Genomic DNA, 14,966 nt, shown 5'->3' with positions numbered 1-14,966 from the left:
TAGTGCTCCGGGGCTTAAGCGCTTTTTCATGTTGCTACACGATCACCGTCGAGGTGTGCAGGTCAGGACTTACTCAGCATTCATCTTGTCCCACTGGCGCTGATGCTCATGTGATTCTTGGTCGCACGAGTCACAAATGAAACCGTCGCCGTAGCTCTCTCTGTCGAGCGCTTCGGCGAGAGCTTCACCCTCAAGCTCTGCTTGACAGCCATTGTGGTGTCCGCCCGGGTCCGTGACGCCTTCGCAGTCTCTTGTGAGGTGTTTACTGAGAACTGCTTTCTGCGGTTGAGTAAGGCTGTCGTAACCATGACTCATGGCTCGCTTTGCAATGCCTTCTACCTTGCTGTCTTCCTGATGGAAATGCCCGTATTCAAGCAGTTTACCGAGCGCCTTCTCTTCAGCTGTCATAGATTCATTCTCAGATGTCAAAAGGAGATGCAAAGATAGCACCTGGCTATCAAGCCTGGCCAAGAAAAGCAGCCTTGAACCAGACGCGCGCTATGCAACTGGTTAAGTGGCGAGCATCCAGGAATCTTAGGGTAGAATCTGGGCCGGATTGGGACGCCCCTGCCCAGTCCCATAGGGTTAGACGTCAATAAAAACGGGCCTGTTGCGGCCTGCTGAACCATCTGGGCGGGTTCAAATCCCTATCTCTCCGCCATACAAGATCAAGCCCCTGGAAGCGAAAGCTTCCGGGGGCTTTTTCGTTATGGAAGGCAAAGATTTACAGCCAGCATGCTAATTGCCCGAGCGGTTCAATCAAGAGCCCGGAAGCTTCTCGAGCGGCCTGACTGTGAGCTCTACACCTAACGCAACCATCAGTTTTTGAATAGTGGTGAAACGGGTCTTTTCTCCGCCCTTCAGCGTTTTATAAAGAGACTCTCGATTGACCCCTGCGTCTTGCGCAAACTGATTCACGCCCTTGGCTTTTGCCACTTCACCCAATGCATGCATCAGGGTTTGAGCGTCATTAGCCTTCATTGCCTCTGCCAGAAATGCCGCGATGGTTTCCGGGCTGTCGAGGAACCGGGAGGCCTCGAAGCGTTTTGTTTTGCTCAAATCCAGATCAAGGATTGGCATGTCTTGCGGCGAAATTTTTTTGCTCATCATTTTTTACCTCGTAAAGCATAAAAATTTCCTTTGCTCGTTTGAGTGAGCGGCTGAGTCGGCCTGCCGCTTTTTAAACGGAGTGGGTTGCCCATTACGCAACGGGTGTATACGCCTGCAGCGATGTTCGCCTCCCATCGTCGGCGCTTGGTTTGGCCGCGACGTGATGAGGCTAGGGCGCGAGCGGAGCGCTGGCAACGGATAGCGCGGGTTTGCTGAGCGTTTGGGAAATGGACTACATGGCGGTAGAGAATGTCGCACTCCAGCTGTCAGCGTGGGGGCTCGCTTAAGTGCGTTTGCGACATGATGCAATCGGTGAAGCCCCGGGATATTTTGCGTTTCCAGGGCTTCCTCGCACTTACTTTTTCATCATCCCCAACTCAGCATCATCCAGCAGCGCCTTGGCCATCGCGCTCAGGTAATGCGAGGCCCAGATCAGTTTCTGGTCGCCGTCCATCAGGCCGGTGATGATCAGGTCGCGCACGTAACCCATCAGTTCGGACGCCTGTTCGCGGGCGTCCTGGCAGGGGATGCCGGGTTCGATGCGGAACAGCGGGTGAGTGTTGTTTTCGCCTTGGTAGAAGCAGGTCTTGCCGACTGTGGTGGGTTCTGTTGTGTTGTCGGTGGGCATTGTTTTGTTTCCCTGGATACTGGGTTGCCTGGGCGGGCGTCTTCGCGGGCGTGCCCGCGAAGACGCATGACCTGCTAATGCAAGGTGTAAGGCTCTGTGGGTAAATGCGGCCGCATCTGCAACTGCATCAACGCCGACTCGACCAGCCCCTGTACCGCTTCCATTTCATGGATCACGGCCTGCATCACGATCGAGCTGTGGGCGGTAGGTTTGAGTTGCACGGATTGGCGGGCCACGGACAGGGCGCAGAGTACGTACTCTGAGGACTGGACCAGGGTGTCTTGCAGGATCTGGGTGGAATGGGGGGAGTAGGGTGGATCGGGGACTGTCTTGCGCATGTAAGCTCCTTGGGTAGTGGAGCCGCCTGGCAACGCTGTCAAACGAATGGAGGCAGCTATACATGGGTTGACAGACCGGTACCCAAGGACCCGGCGCACACGAATGTGCCCCATGCACAGCTGCCATCAAGCGCTGCAACGGAAACTTGAGTAGTCGGCCTGTCAAAGCCGGTCGCTAATTTCACAACGACGAGCCGAGACTAGAGCGCGACCGAATCCGTCGCAACCGTTTGAGCGGGTTGGCAGTATGTTTGGGAAACGCCCTACAAGGAAGGGGATAATTCTGAGTACAAGTTGTAGGACGGATTTTTACCAATACATCAGACAGGCCTCCCGCAACATTTTGTCTTGAACTGCCAATGGCACCTTGGGCTACAATGCGGCTCTCTAATACGCCACTCACGCCCAGGCCACACGCCGTAATGATTACGCGCTGGGCGATGACCTCTTCCTGACATGGATTCGTTGGATGGTTCGCGCCGTGCTGGTCTACCCCTACGCCCTTCGCTGGACGGCTGAATTGTCGTCTGCGACCAGTGCTGCGCCCTCTCTGACAACCCCGCACAATTTCGAATGCTGCCGCCAATTCCTGGCTGCGGTAGGCGGCTGTGCGCCCCACCGAAAATGGAGTGCTCCACTTGCGTAAGAAATTCGTCGCGTCCCTTCTGGCGGTCGCCATCGCCTCTACCACGGCCTGTGCACAGCTCGGGATCAGCAAAGAGCAAGCGGGCACCGTGATTGGTGGCCTGGCCGGTGTGGCCATCGGCTCGACCATGGGCAGTGGCAACGGCAAGATCGCCGCTGCGCTGATCGCCGGTGGCATTGGTGCCTACGTGGGCAACCGCATCGGCCACATGCTGGACGAGAAGGACCAGCAGGCCCTGGCGTTGCGCACCCAGGAAGTGCTGAGCCAGCAGCAAACCACTGCCAGTGCCCAGCCAGTGACCTGGAAGTCCGACCACTCCGGCGCCACCGCGCAGATCGTACCGGGCAAGGAATACACCAAGACCAAGCAGGTCGAGGTCAAGCGCGCGCCGAAGATCCAGGCGGTGCCGTCGATGAAGCTGATCAACGAGCCGTATGTGACCATCAGCGACAACCTCAACGTGCGTGCTGCGCCTAACCAGACTGGCGAGAAGGTCGGCAGCCTGAAGAACCACACCGAATTCACCGCCGTGGGCTCCACCGGTGACTGGATCCTGGTGGGCCGCAAGGGTGTGACCGTGGGCTATGTGCACAAGAACTACGTCGAGCCAAAGGCCCAGGCCGTGGCCAAACGCGTGACCCCAGCGGTGAACCTGGACGAGCTGGACGTTGCCGCCAGCAAGGAAACACAAGGCTTCGACCTGGACTCGATCCAGTCGCTGCCGACCCAGACGGTCGCCGCAGAAGCCGCCTGCCGCCCAGTTACCGTCAGCCTGAAATCGCAAAGCGGCCAGACCGAGCAAGAGCAGAACACCTTCTGCAAACAAGCCAACGGCACCTGGGAACTGATCTGAGGAATACCATGAAAAAGCACGCGCTCGCGCTGGCTGTGATCGGCGCTTGTGGTCTGGTACCGCAGGCGTCCGCTCACGAGCTGGCCTTCTCGAAGAAAGACAACATCAAGGTCGAAGTGCCTGGGGACGCAACCAACTGGTGCAAACCCGAGGTTGAAATGACCATCACCCGCCCGGCCTGGGACAACCAGGAACTGCTGTCGGGCCTGCTGACCAAACTGCCATTCGTGTTCGCCAAGGACTGCTCGACCGCCAAGGTGAGCTGGAAAGCGGTCGATGCCAAGGGCAACTTGTACGCCAGCGGCTCGGGCAATGCCAGCAACCTGGGCCTGGTGACCTTGGCCGCCGCGCCTGCCGCCGCTGCCCCTGCGCCGGCTGCCCCTGCGCCGGCTGCCCCTGCGCCGGCTGCAGCACCTGCGCCAGTGCCGGCACCTGTGCAGCCATCAGCACCGGTTGCTGCTCCGGCTTCAGCACCTGCAGCCGAACCGGCTCCGGCGGTCGTTGAAGCCGCACCCGCGAAGGCGGAAGCTGCCCCGGCTCCCGCGCCTGCCCCAGCCGTAGCTGCAGCACCGGCCCCAGCGCCGGCCGCCGAGGCCCCAGCCGCCCCGGTTGCACCGCCCATCCCGGCCCCTGCGGCCGCAGTAGCCGCAGCGCCCACCTCCGATTTCGGCCGCTCCGTAGTCCTGGCAAACCGCAACCTGATGCAGGTAACGGATGCCGCGGGCTGCAAATGGGTACTCAGCACATCGATCATCAGCGACGGCGACACCCTGTCGTTCGGCACCACGCCGGCCATGCCGTGCCCAGCGTCCGGCTTTGGCGAAGGCAACTTCGAAAAAATCAGCTGGAAGGCTGTGGGCACCTATCGTGGCGATAGCTGGAACCGTGTCTACGCGCACCCAAGCGGCTTGATCTTCAACAAGAACCTTGAGCCTGCGGTCAAGAACAAGGCGGTGTCCTACCTCACTCCGGAAGCTGACCAAGCGGCTTTCCTGGTAGGCGAAATCCCCAGCCGGCAGATGAAGGTGTACCTGACCTTCAGCCGTGGCAGCTACGGCGTGCTGCGCCCGTTCAGCGGCGACCCTTATTACGTGGCGGTCACACAGGACGAGTCGTTTGCCCTCGATGCAGCCAAGTACAAGGAAGCCGCGCTGGAAGTCTTCGACCTGATCAAGACCACCTCGCCAACCACCACCGATGTGGCCAACTTGTTCATCGTCAAGGACATCTCGGCGATATCGACCAACATCTGGGGTAACGACGCGCAGAAAATCGTCCGCAACCGCATCGGCATCAACCGTCAGGGCCTGTTCTTCGATGTACGCGACGGCGCCAACTGGGCGGTGCAGCGTGAGCAGCAACGTGTGCGTGAAGAACGCCAGCGTCAGCAGGAACTGGCCCGCGTGCATACCCGGGTGCTGGAGCGTTACCAACAGCTGCAGGACGGCATGAGCGACTTCAAAGGGCGCGAAACCGAAGCCCTGGCGCAAATGGCCGGCATCAAGGTGCGCTTCGCTTCGCCGTTGGCTCAGCAGAACCCGTCGAGCTCGGCCAGCGTGGCGCCGATGATGGTGCACGTGACCGGGAAGCAGGGTGACTTCTACACCATCGACTTCCCGAGCAAGGGTCGCCTGGTGGCGGACGAAGAATACAGCGAGGGCTGGTACGTGACCCAGGTGGCCAACGCCACGCCGTACTTCCCGCTGGACGACGGCCGCGCCGTGCCCACCTACCGTGCCTACAGCGCCGGTGAACCCGAGGCGTGCAAGCAGGATCACTGTGCCGACCGCGTGTCGTTCGGTGCCGTGCTGGCCAAGGAATTCCCCAACGCCGGTATCGATTTCAGCTGGACCCCCGAGGTCTCCCAAAAGTACGTGAACGACTGGAACAACGCTTCCGCGATGGTCCAGTGAGGCAAACACCATGATCAAACAGATGAACAAGAAGCAGCTGCTGATTGGCGGTGTGGCCGCGGCGGTGCTGGTGCTCGGCGGTGGTTACGCAATGGTCGCCAGCTCGGGCAAGAAGGCTGCACTGGCCTACTATGACGAATTCAAGGAGCGCTACTTCCTCGAGGACGTGCTGTCCGAGGGCGATGTTTCCTATTCGGCATTCTCCGGCAACCTGACGGTGGACGACCCGGAAATCCGTGTGGCGGCGGCGCAGACCAATGGCGCCCAGCAGTTCATGCGCGGCCTGTCGGGCCTGATGGAGTCGGTACAGGGTGGTTCGTCTACCGAGGGCCTGGCGGGTTGGGCCAAGTACCAGCTCAACGCCAGCCACAATGCGGCCGGGGTCTACCTGAAGGCCGACGCACTGAAGCTGGCTCACGATGGTGACAGCAAGGATGGCAGCATCCACATTCAGCTGCTGGGCATGCAAATGGCCAACCCGTTCGTTGCCAGCAAAGGCGCCGAAGTGGTGCTGGTTGCGGATGTCAGCGACGAAATCCAGCCGCGTGCCGAACTGACGGCCAACGGCCGTGCTACCCAGTCGGACTTTGACTGGGGTGCCAACATGGCGGTGCGCCAGCCGTTGACCGGCGCGTTCCTGGTCAGCAGCACGGGTGATTTCGGCACCACGGTCGACCTGGACTTCACCATCAAGCGCTCCAGCGATGGCGAAGGTTCGATGGCCTTCGTGGTAACCCACCGCAACGACGGCTCCAAGGTGGGCGAGATCGTCCGCAAGGCCGACTTCCAGTCGCTGCCAGAGCTGGATGATGTAGAAACCCAGCTCAAGAGTGCCTTGAGCGCGATGCTGATTGGGGCATACAGCCCGTACTCCGGCCAGGCGGTGTTGGCTGAAGCGGTAAGCGGCTTTGCCCGTAAGGCCAAGGTCGAGAACTACTCGGTGAGCTACAGCGGCTTCAAACCGCTGAAAGAGGCTTTTGCCGACTACCAGCAGCAAGTCCCGAAAGCCAAGTTCGCCGCGTTCTGTGAAGAAGTTGGCTTGTCGTCATGGAGCAGCGATTTCGGCGCCAAGGGCAAGAACCACAGCGACTCGGAATGTGCCATCGGCCAGAAGCTGGTCGAGGATGGCACGTTCGAAGAACAGTACACCTTCAAAGAAGGCAAGAGCTTGTTTGCGGCGTTGTTCGTGAGCAAGGCGTATCAGCTGGAAACCAATTGATGGCGTGATGGCTGTTTGAACAAGCCCCACGGTGACGGTGAGTTGCCAGGGGCTTGTTCAATCGCTGTGTGGTGGCGCTCTTCGCCGGCAAGAATCCGGCGGTGTTCTTCGATACGCCAGTCTTCAACATGTGTCATGTGCGTGGGAAATTTCCTGCAACAGCAACGTGTTGTTGCACGCCCGCAAAAAACTTGTGCTCCTCGCGACTTGGATCCAATGCTCAGGTTCTGTATGATCCCGCCGCCATCAGACGATGGCCGAAGATGATTCATTTAAAGGACTGAGTAATGAAAAAGCTGTTCAAGGCCACCGTAGCCGTTGCTGTCGTATCGGGTGTTGCCCTGCTGTCGGGTTGCACTGGCCAGGTTTACAACCAACCGAAAAACTGCACCTACGACTACCTGTTCCACCCTTCGGTTTCCATCTCCAAGATCATCGGTGGCTGCGGCCCAATCGATAAACTGCCTCAGCAGCAGTAATCTTGGCGGTACCCTGATCGCGACGCTTGCGGCGTGATCCAAGCCCCCGGTCTTGTACATGGCCGGGGGTTTTTGTTTGTGGGCCCCCTTACCAGCGTAGCGACACGGTTCCCAGCAGCGTACGCTCCTCACCCCAGTAGCAGCGCCCGGCGTTGTTGCAGCCTGCCACATACGCCTTGTCGAACAGGTTGCGAGCATTGACCTCGACCGACCAGTTTTCATCGATTTCATACCCAACCTTGGCATCCACCAGCGTCACATCGCCGGTATCCAGCTTGCCGTACAGGCTCGTTGGGGTGTAAGCGAATGTGCTGTCGAAATGGCGCACGCCGCCGCCGATCTGCAGGCCCTTGAGCAGCCCGTCCCGGAAGCGGTAAGTGCTCCATACCGACGCCTGGTTGCGCGGCACGCCGGTCATCTGGTGGTCTTCATACAGCGACCCTGCCACGTCCTTGGTAATGCGCGAATCGGTGTAGGTGTAGGCAGCGGTGAGATTGAGGTTTTCGCTCAGGTCGCTGTTCAACTCCAGCTCCACGCCTTTGGCTCGGCTGGCACCGATCTGGCGGTAGTCACCCACGGCGGAATCGAACAGTACATCGTCCTTTTTGCGCAGGTCGTACACCGACGCGGTGAGGGCGGTATTCCAGCCTTTTGGTTCGTACTTGATACCCACTTCGTACTGCTCGCTGGTGGTCGGGTCCAGCGGGCCGTTCCGGCTCTCGGTTTGCTGGGTCGGGGCAAAGGCGGTGGAGTAGCTGAAGTACGGCGACAAGCCGTTTTCGAACTGGTACATCACCCCGGTCTGCCAGGTGAACTTGCTGTCCCAGCTGTCCATGTCGGCTTGTGCGTTAAGGGTACCGGCTTTGTTGCGGAACTGGCTGTTGACCCGGTCCAGGCGCCCGCCCAGTAGCAGTACCCAGTTGTCGACCTTGGTTTGCAACTGGCTGTACAGACCGTACATGGTCTGTTCGAGCAAGGCGTTCTGCACGTGCAAGGGCGTGCTCGGCTTGCCGTTCCAGACCGGATCGAACACGTTGATGGTGCCGCCGTTGCCGGCGTCCCAATCCTGGTTGAACGAGGTACGGTCCAGGCTCGCACCAATCAGGAAGGTGTGGTCAAACGCGCCGCTGGTGAAATGGCCTTCGAACTGGTTGTCCAGCGAGTAGGCGATGGACTTGTTGTAGCGGTCGTAGGCGGTGTTGCTCAGGGCAGTGCCGAAGCCGCCATTGTTCAGGTTGCCTGGCCACATTTCCTGGCGGTCGATGCGCGATTGCATGTAGCGCGAGTTCTGGCGGAACTGCCAGGTGTCGTTGAAACGGTGGCTGAACTCGTAGCCCAGGCTCCAGGTTTCCCGTTCGAAGTTGTCCCAGTCCGGGTTGCCGGGCAACTGGTCCCTGTCGATCTTGCCGTTGGGGTTGTGCAGCAGGGTGCCGGCAGCGGGGAAACCCAGTTCCATCAGGGTACGGTCGCGCTGATAGGTGGCCAGGACGGTCAGGCTGTTGAAGTCGTCGAAGTTCAAGGTCAGCGATGGCGCGATGTAAAGTCGGTCATCGGGCTGGTGGTCGACCTGGGTGTCAGACTTGCGCCCCATCATGACCAAGCGACCAAGCACATTGCCTTCATCGGTCAGCGGGCCGGAAACGTCGACGCCCAGCTGGCGGCGGTTGTGCGAGCCGTAGCTCAGCTGCACTTCGCCACGGGCTTCGGCGGTGGGCCGCTTGCTGACCAGGTTGACTACGCCGCCGGGGGCGTTTTCGCCATACAGGATCGAGGTCGGGCCGCGGAACACTTCCACCCGCTCCAGGCCGTAGGGTTCGCTGCTGGTATCGTAGCGGTTGCCCTGCACCCGCAAGCCATCGCGCAGCAGGCCGTAGCCGTAGTCGGTGGCGTTGAAGCCACGGATGAAGAACAGGTCCCCGGCCTGGCCATCACCACCGGCAAACGGTGGCGAGAAAATGCCTGGCACATAGCCCAGCACTTCGGTGAGGGTTTGCGATTGCTGGTCGTCCATGCGCTGGCGGGTGACCACCGACACCGAGCGTGGGGTGTCGGCTAGGGCGCTGCTGGTCTTGCTGGCCGTGTTGCTGGCCACGGCGTGGTAGCCGCTGTCGCTTTGGCCGTTGCTGGCGAGCAGGGTGGCGGCGTTGATCGAGGTGGCGTCCAGTTGCAGGGCGGTGCCATCGGCAAGCGGTTGCAACACATAACCCGCGCTGCCTTGGGGCACGGCTTGCAGGCCGCTGCCCTGTAGCAGCCGGGCCAGGCCTTGGGCGACGCTGAAGCGGCCTTGCAGCCCCTGGCTGGTCTTGCCGGCGGCCAGTTCGTTGCTGCCGGCCAGGTAGATACCGGCCTGGCTGCTGAACTGGTTGAGGGCGCTTGCAAGTGAGCCGGGGGCAATGTTGAAGCTGGTTTCGGTGCTGGCCGCCTGTTCGGCTTGGGCCAGGCTGGCTGGCAACAGCAGTGGGGCGGCGGCACACAGCGAGAGGGGCGCGGCAAGTGCCAGGCGAAGCGCGGGGTGGAAGGGCGTCGGCATGCTGGTCTCTGGGATCGAAGGGGTGAGTTGGGAGGGCTATGCCGGGTTAACCGAACGAGATTGGAAAAAGGGAACCGGGTTGGAAGATTTTTTTTGCCGGCGCTGACGAAGTTGCCAACACCGGCACAGCTGCATCCAAATACCGCGTCACGTGTCCGCGAAGAACCCAGCGCGATCTACCGGTATCACACTGGTTCGACCGTCACCCACCAGGGCGTCAGCCGCTGCACCCGCACTGGCAATGCCGCTTGCAGCAATGCCAGTGCGCGGTCGGTATCGTTGAGCGGGAAGGCGCCCATCACCGACAGCGTGGCGACATCCGGGTGCCAACCCAGGTGCCCATGGCGATAGCGGCCCAAGGTCTGCAGCAGGTGCGCCAATGGCATGTCTTCGGCGTTGAGGCGGTTATGAATCCACGACTCGCCTGCACTTTGGGCTGGGCGGGTGTTGCTGATGCCCCGGGCACCGAAATCCACCTGCTGGCCCGCCTGTACGATGCAGCGCTCGCCGCTCTGCGCGGTACACACCTCCACGGCACCGGCGTACACATCGAGCCGGGTAGTTTCGCCCTGCTGGCAGACAGCAAAGCGTGTACCCAGTGCCTGCATACGCCCTTGCGCGGTGTCGACGAAAAACGGCCGGCGCGGGTCGTGGGCGGTGTCTACCAGCAGTTCGCCGAAGCGCAGTTTCAGTACCCTGCTGAATGCCGAGAAGTCCATGTCCACCGCACTTTGCGCCCCCAGCCACAATTGGCTGCCATCGGCCAGGCGGGTTTCGCGGATTTCACCGATGCCAGTGGCCAGGTCGGCACCCCAGCCAGACAACGGCGCGCCATGCCAGGCCCGCCAACCCAGCAGGCAACCGGCGCCCAACACCAGCAGCGACTTGAGCCCGCTGCGCCGGCTGAAGCGTCGTGCGTCATGCTCGCGCAGCGCTCGGCCGGCCGCCGCGCCCTCGGCCTGCAACGGGGCGAAGCGCTGGCCCACGCGCTGCACATAATGCCAGGCGGCCTGATGGTCGCCGTGCTGCTCAAGCCAGTGCTGCCATTGCTGGCGCAGGTGCGGGGCGACGTTTTCGTCCTGCAGCTGCACGTACCAGTGTGCGGCCTGCTGCAGGCTGGCATGGCTAAGCTTGTGTGCGGGCGGGGTCATGGCGTTACTCCACCAGCACGCCATCGAGTTCGGCTTCGAGAATGGCGCAGTGCAGGAACGCCTGGGCCAGGTACTTCTTGATCATGCGTTCCCTCACACCCATATGCGCGGCGATATCGCGGTAGGCCAAGCCGTCGATCTGTGCCAGCAGGAACGCCTGACGCACGTTGCCCGGCAAGCGCAACAACATGGCATCCACCTCGTGCAGGGTCTCGACAATGATCGCGCGCTGTTCGGGGGAGGGCTGCACGGCCTCGGGCTGCAAGGCCAGTTGCTGTAACCAGGCCTGCTCCAGCTTCTGCCGCCGCCAGTGGTCCACGCACAAGCCGCGAGCAATGGTGGCCAGGTACGAGCGCTCGCCACGCTCGCTGTCCAGCTGGAGGGGGCGTTTGAGAATACGCACGAAGGTGTCCTGGACCAAGTCGGCGGCATCGCAGCGGCAGCCCAGCCGGCGGTACAAAAAACCGAGCAACCAGCGCGAGTGGCTGTGGTACAGGGTATGGAGCGGGCGATTCAACTCGGGTATCGAAACCACGGCGGCATCCGGCGCGAGCGCATACTGGTGCGAATGAGAAATGATCGCAATAGTAGGGCTGTCCGACCAATACTGCAATCGGCAGGGCCGTTTTACCTTTGCCCATGGGACAACCTGCCGCCTTGACGCCAGGGCCTGCAATTTGTTTGTGCTGGCATTTCAGATACAATCGGAAAAACGATTCAGCCTCGTCGGTCAATTCGACGAAAGGCCGAGTCGTTTTCTGGTTCTCTGGCTGCTGAACAATGATCAATAACAAGACTGCGCTGAAGAACACGCTTTACCTGGGCCAGCCACAGGCCCTCCCTCTGTTCTTATGACTGGAATTGATCAATGTTCAAGAAAGCTGGCAAGACCTTGCTGGGTCTGGCTGTCGCTGCAAGCTTCATGCAAGCGCACGCCGCAGAAACCAAGAAAGTAGACGTGCTGCTGGTCGGCGGCGGCATCATGAGCTCGACCCTGGCCGTGTGGCTGCACGAGCTGGAGCCAAGCTGGTCGATGGAAATGGTCGAGCGCCTGGACGGCGTCGCCGAAGAAAGCTCCAACGGCTGGAACAACGCCGGTACCGGCCACTCGGCGCTGGCCGAGCTGAACTACACCCCGGAAGACAAAGACGGCAACGTCAACATCTCCAAGGCCATCGAAATCAACGAAGCCTTCCAGATTTCCCGCCAGTTCTGGTCGTGGCAGGTACGCCAGGGCGTGCTGAAGAACCCGCACTCGTTCATCAACACCACCCCGCACATGAGCTTCGTGTGGGGCGATGACAACATCAAGTTCCTCAAGAAGCGTTACGACGCGCTGCAGGCCAGCCCGCTGTTCCGTCCGATGCAGTACTCCGAGGACCACGCGCAGATCGCCAAGTGGGTCCCGTTGATGATGGAAGGCCGCGACCCGAACCAGAAGCTGGCCGTGACCTGGACGCCAATCGGTACCGACGTCAACTTTGGTGAAATCACCCGCCAGTTCGTTGGTCACCTGCAGACCCAGAAAGGCTTCGACCTGAAGCTGTCCAGCGAAGTGCAGGACATCAGCCGCAACAAGGACGGCTCCTGGCACGTCGAGTACAAGAACCTGAAGGACGGTACCGAGTCGGCCACCGACGCCAAGTTCCTGTTCATCGGTGCCGGCGGCGGCGCGCTGAAGCTGCTGCAGAAGTCGGGCATCCCAGAAGCCAAGGAATACGCAGGCTTCCCGGTGGGTGGCTCGTTCCTGGTGACCGAGAACCCGACCGTGGCCATGCAGCACATGGCCAAGGCCTACGGCATTGCCTCGACCGGTGCGCCACCCATGTCGGTACCGCACCTGGACACCCGCGTGCTGGACGGCAAGCGCGTCATCCTGTTTGGCCCGTTCGCTACCTTCTCGACCAAGTTCCTGAAGAACGGTTCTTACCTGGACCTGCTGAGCAGCACCACCACCCACAACGTGTGGCCGATGACCAAGGTGGGTATCGACCAGTATCCGCTGGTCGAGTACCTCGCTGGCCAGCTGATGCTGTCTGACGATGACCGCTTCGAAGCCCTGCGCACCTACTTCCCGAATGCCAAGAAGGAAGACTGGCGCCTGTGGCAGGCCGGCCAGCGTGTGCAGATCATCAAGCGTGATGCCGACAAGGGTGGCGTGCTGAAGCTGGGTACTGAAGTGGTGGCTTCCGAAGACCGCACCATCGCGGGTCTGCTGGGTGCCTCGCCAGGTGCTTCGACCGCTGCGCCGATCATGCTGAACGTGCTGGAAACCGTGTTCAAGGAGAAGGTCGCTACCCCGGAGTGGCAGGCCAAGATCAAGGAAATCGTACCGAGCTACGGCACCAAGCTGAACGACTCGGCAGCGGCCACCCAGAAAGAGTGGAACTACACCGCTGAAGTGCTGCAGCTGGAGAAGCCGCCGGTGATCGACGCCAGCGTTGACTTCGGTGGCGCCGCAAGCGAGCCGGTTGAAAGCAAGCCTGAGAACGACATGGCGCTGTAATCGGCCATTGTTGTGAAAGAAGCCACGGGGGTGACCTCGTGGCTTTTTTTTGCCTGTTCTGGTCGCTTCGGGGTGAACCCGCGCTCACAGGTTCACCCCAGCGCCGCGGCAATATCATCTCTGGCGTAGGATGCACTCCAGCAGACCGGGAAACCGCTGGTCCAGCATTTCGCTGCGCAGTGAATTCATATGGGTCGTCCCCACATTGTGGGTATGCACCAACCCCGCATCCCGCAGCACGCGGAAGTGGTGGGACATGCTCGACTTCGGCCGCCCCCCGTCCAGCTCGCCACAACTGGCTTCGGCGACACGGGCCAGATGGCGGACGATTTCCAGGCGCACGGGGTCGCTGAGCGCATAGAGCAGGCGTTCAAGGATCAGGTCTTCAGCGTTGGGATGTTTATAGGCTCGCATGGCCGACATGATAACGGGGGTTTCATTAATTGCCATAGTTCGATTATGATCGAACAACAGAATTCAAATGAACCCGGAGTTTCCCATGTCCGCACTGTTCGAACCCTATACCCTCAAAGATGTCACCCTGCGTAACCGCATTGCCATTCCGCCAATGTGCCAGTACATGGCCGAAGACGGCATGATCAATGACTGGCACCATGTGCACCTGGCCGGCCTGGCCCGTGGCGGTGCCGGCCTGCTGGTGGTCGAGGCGACTGCCGTGGCACCAGAAGGGCGCATCACCCCCGGTTGTGCCGGTATCTGGAGCGATGCCCACGCCCAGGCGTTCGTACCGGTGGTGCAGGCCATCAAGGCCGCAGGTTCCGTGCCGGGTATCCAGATCGCCCATGCCGGGCGCAAGGCCAGCGCCAACCGCCCATGGGAAGGTGATGACCACATTGCCGCCGACGATGCGCGCGGCTGGGAGACCATCGCCCCGTCCGCCATCGCCTTTGGCGCGAACCTGCCGAAAGTGCCACGCGAAATGACGCTTGGCGACATCGCCCGGGTCAAGCAGGACTTCGTCGATGCCGCCCGCCGTGCGCGTGATGCCGGCTTCGAGTGGATCGAACTGCACTTTGCCCACGGCTACCTGGGCCAGAGCTTCTTCTCCGAGCACTCCAACAAGCGCACCGATGCCTACGGTGGCAGCTTCGACAACCGCAGCCGCTTCCTGCTGGAAACCCTGGCAGCAGTACGTGAAGTGTGGCCAGAGAACCTGCCGCTGACTGCACGGTTTGGCGTATTGGAATACGATGGCCGCGATGAGCAAACCCTGGAAGAGTCGATCGAACTGGCGCGCCGCTTCAAGGCCGGTGGCCTTGACCTGCTGAGCGTGAGTGTCGGCTTTACCATTCCCGAGACCAATATCCCGTGGGGCCCGGCGTTCATGGGGCCGATTGCCGAGCGTGTGCGCCGTGAGGCGAAGCTGCCGGTGACTTCGGCGTGGGGCTTTGGCACGCCGCAACTGGCGGAAGGGGCTCTGCAAGCCAACCAGCTGGACCTGGTGTCCGTGGGGCGTGCACACCTGGCCGACCCCCACTGGGCGTACTTCGCCGCCAAGGAGCTGGGGGTGGAGAAAGCTTCGTGGACGTTGCCGGCCCCTTATGCGCACTGGCTTGAACGTTACCGCTGAGG

At 61.1% G+C, this 14,966-nt stretch carries 14 protein-coding genes; 6 read left to right on the top strand and 8 right to left on the bottom strand.

Annotation, left to right across the window (positions count from 1 at the left end):
• Positions 1 to 69: 69 nt before the first annotated feature.
• The 4 genes from DMX11_RS06775 to DMX11_RS06760 all read right to left on the bottom strand — a co-directional run bounded on the left by DMX11_RS06775 (position 70) and on the right by DMX11_RS06760 (position 2,076).
• The gene (locus DMX11_RS06775) at positions 70 to 408 is read right to left on the bottom strand and encodes a hypothetical protein (RefSeq protein ID WP_110743788.1); all 339 of its coding nucleotides are present in this window, start codon (positions 406 to 408) and stop codon (positions 70 to 72) included.
• A 351-nt stretch (positions 409 to 759) separates the two neighbouring features.
• A complete protein-coding gene (locus tag DMX11_RS06770; protein WP_012051484.1) occupies positions 760 to 1,110 on the bottom strand; it encodes an addiction module antidote protein in 351 nt (116 codons plus the stop codon).
• Positions 1,111 to 1,465: 355 nt separating this feature from the next.
• Positions 1,466 to 1,738: a DUF3077 domain-containing protein gene (locus DMX11_RS06765; protein ID WP_012051485.1), complete on the bottom strand. Its 273-nt coding sequence runs from the start codon at positions 1,736 to 1,738 to the stop codon at positions 1,466 to 1,468.
• Positions 1,739 to 1,812: 74 nt separating this feature from the next.
• Entirely contained in the window at positions 1,813 to 2,076 is a 264-nt protein-coding gene (locus tag DMX11_RS06760; RefSeq protein WP_108190684.1) for a hypothetical protein, read from the bottom strand.
• 638 nt (positions 2,077 to 2,714) lie between these two features.
• Between DMX11_RS06760 and DMX11_RS06750 the strand changes: the two genes are divergently transcribed.
• The 4 genes from DMX11_RS06750 to DMX11_RS06735 all read left to right on the top strand — a co-directional run bounded on the left by DMX11_RS06750 (position 2,715) and on the right by DMX11_RS06735 (position 7,186).
• The gene (locus DMX11_RS06750) at positions 2,715 to 3,575 is read left to right on the top strand and encodes an SH3 domain-containing protein (protein ID WP_110743787.1); all 861 of its coding nucleotides are present in this window, start codon (positions 2,715 to 2,717) and stop codon (positions 3,573 to 3,575) included.
• A gap of 8 nt (positions 3,576 to 3,583) precedes the next feature.
• Positions 3,584 to 5,488, top strand: a complete 1,905-nt coding sequence (locus DMX11_RS06745; protein WP_110743786.1) for a hypothetical protein — start codon at positions 3,584 to 3,586, stop codon at positions 5,486 to 5,488.
• A 10-nt stretch (positions 5,489 to 5,498) separates the two neighbouring features.
• Entirely contained in the window at positions 5,499 to 6,707 is a 1,209-nt protein-coding gene (locus DMX11_RS06740) for a hypothetical protein (RefSeq protein ID WP_110743785.1), read from the top strand.
• Between the two features lie 287 nt (positions 6,708 to 6,994).
• Entirely contained in the window at positions 6,995 to 7,186 is a 192-nt protein-coding gene (locus tag DMX11_RS06735) for a YhfL family protein (RefSeq protein ID WP_003254720.1), read from the top strand.
• 88 nt (positions 7,187 to 7,274) lie between these two features.
• On the opposite strand, the gene DMX11_RS06730 is transcribed toward DMX11_RS06735, so the two are convergent.
• The 3 genes from DMX11_RS06730 to DMX11_RS06720 form a co-directional block, all read right to left on the bottom strand.
• A complete protein-coding gene (locus DMX11_RS06730) occupies positions 7,275 to 9,716 on the bottom strand; it encodes a TonB-dependent siderophore receptor (protein WP_110743784.1) in 2,442 nt (813 codons plus the stop codon).
• A 185-nt stretch (positions 9,717 to 9,901) separates the two neighbouring features.
• On the bottom strand, positions 9,902 to 10,867 hold the full coding sequence (locus DMX11_RS06725) for a FecR domain-containing protein (RefSeq protein WP_110743783.1): 966 nt from the start codon (positions 10,865 to 10,867) through the stop codon (positions 9,902 to 9,904).
• A 4-nt stretch (positions 10,868 to 10,871) separates the two neighbouring features.
• Positions 10,872 to 11,402 (bottom strand): sigma-70 family RNA polymerase sigma factor, encoded by a 531-nt coding sequence (locus DMX11_RS06720; RefSeq protein WP_110743841.1) that lies wholly within the window; start codon positions 11,400 to 11,402, stop codon positions 10,872 to 10,874.
• A gap of 333 nt (positions 11,403 to 11,735) precedes the next feature.
• Between DMX11_RS06720 and mqo the strand changes: the two genes are divergently transcribed.
• A complete protein-coding gene (mqo, locus tag DMX11_RS06715) occupies positions 11,736 to 13,373 on the top strand; it encodes a malate dehydrogenase (quinone) (protein WP_110743782.1) in 1,638 nt (545 codons plus the stop codon).
• Between the two features lie 114 nt (positions 13,374 to 13,487).
• On the opposite strand, the gene DMX11_RS06710 is transcribed toward mqo, so the two are convergent.
• Positions 13,488 to 13,823, bottom strand: a complete 336-nt coding sequence (locus tag DMX11_RS06710) for a helix-turn-helix transcriptional regulator (RefSeq protein ID WP_110743781.1) — start codon at positions 13,821 to 13,823, stop codon at positions 13,488 to 13,490.
• Between the two features lie 49 nt (positions 13,824 to 13,872).
• Here DMX11_RS06710 and xenA point away from each other — a divergent pair, with 49 nt between their 5' ends.
• Positions 13,873 to 14,964, top strand: a complete 1,092-nt coding sequence (xenA, locus tag DMX11_RS06705; RefSeq protein WP_110743780.1) for a xenobiotic reductase XenA — start codon at positions 13,873 to 13,875, stop codon at positions 14,962 to 14,964.
• Positions 14,965 to 14,966: the final 2 nt, after the last annotated feature.

The organism is Pseudomonas sp. LB-090624, assembly GCF_003205205.1.
Lineage (GTDB): Bacteria > Pseudomonadota > Gammaproteobacteria > Pseudomonadales > Pseudomonadaceae > Aquipseudomonas.
This window is presented reverse-complemented; position numbering and strand designations above follow the sequence as displayed.

What these genes read in the sequence shown, in the direction of transcription:
- DMX11_RS06775 (WP_110743788.1), bottom strand. Translation starts at nt 408, where the DNA reads ATGACAGCTGAAGAGAAGGCGCTCGGTAAACTGCTTGAATACGGGCAT.
- DMX11_RS06770 (WP_012051484.1), bottom strand. Translation starts at nt 1,110, where the DNA reads ATGATGAGCAAAAAAATTTCGCCGCAAGACATGCCAATCCTTGATCTG.
- DMX11_RS06765 (WP_012051485.1), bottom strand. Translation starts at nt 1,738, where the DNA reads ATGCCCACCGACAACACAACAGAACCCACCACAGTCGGCAAGACCTGC.
- DMX11_RS06760 (WP_108190684.1), bottom strand. Translation starts at nt 2,076, where the DNA reads ATGCGCAAGACAGTCCCCGATCCACCCTACTCCCCCCATTCCACCCAG.
- DMX11_RS06745 (WP_110743786.1), top strand. Translation starts at nt 3,584, where the DNA reads ATGAAAAAGCACGCGCTCGCGCTGGCTGTGATCGGCGCTTGTGGTCTG.
- DMX11_RS06740 (WP_110743785.1), top strand. Translation starts at nt 5,499, where the DNA reads ATGATCAAACAGATGAACAAGAAGCAGCTGCTGATTGGCGGTGTGGCC.
- DMX11_RS06735 (WP_003254720.1), top strand. Translation starts at nt 6,995, where the DNA reads ATGAAAAAGCTGTTCAAGGCCACCGTAGCCGTTGCTGTCGTATCGGGT.
- DMX11_RS06730 (WP_110743784.1), bottom strand. Translation starts at nt 9,716, where the DNA reads ATGCCGACGCCCTTCCACCCCGCGCTTCGCCTGGCACTTGCCGCGCCC.
- DMX11_RS06725 (WP_110743783.1), bottom strand. Translation starts at nt 10,867, where the DNA reads ATGACCCCGCCCGCACACAAGCTTAGCCATGCCAGCCTGCAGCAGGCC.
- mqo (WP_110743782.1), top strand. Translation starts at nt 11,736, where the DNA reads ATGTTCAAGAAAGCTGGCAAGACCTTGCTGGGTCTGGCTGTCGCTGCA.
- DMX11_RS06710 (WP_110743781.1), bottom strand. Translation starts at nt 13,823, where the DNA reads ATGGCAATTAATGAAACCCCCGTTATCATGTCGGCCATGCGAGCCTAT.
- xenA (WP_110743780.1), top strand. Translation starts at nt 13,873, where the DNA reads ATGTCCGCACTGTTCGAACCCTATACCCTCAAAGATGTCACCCTGCGT.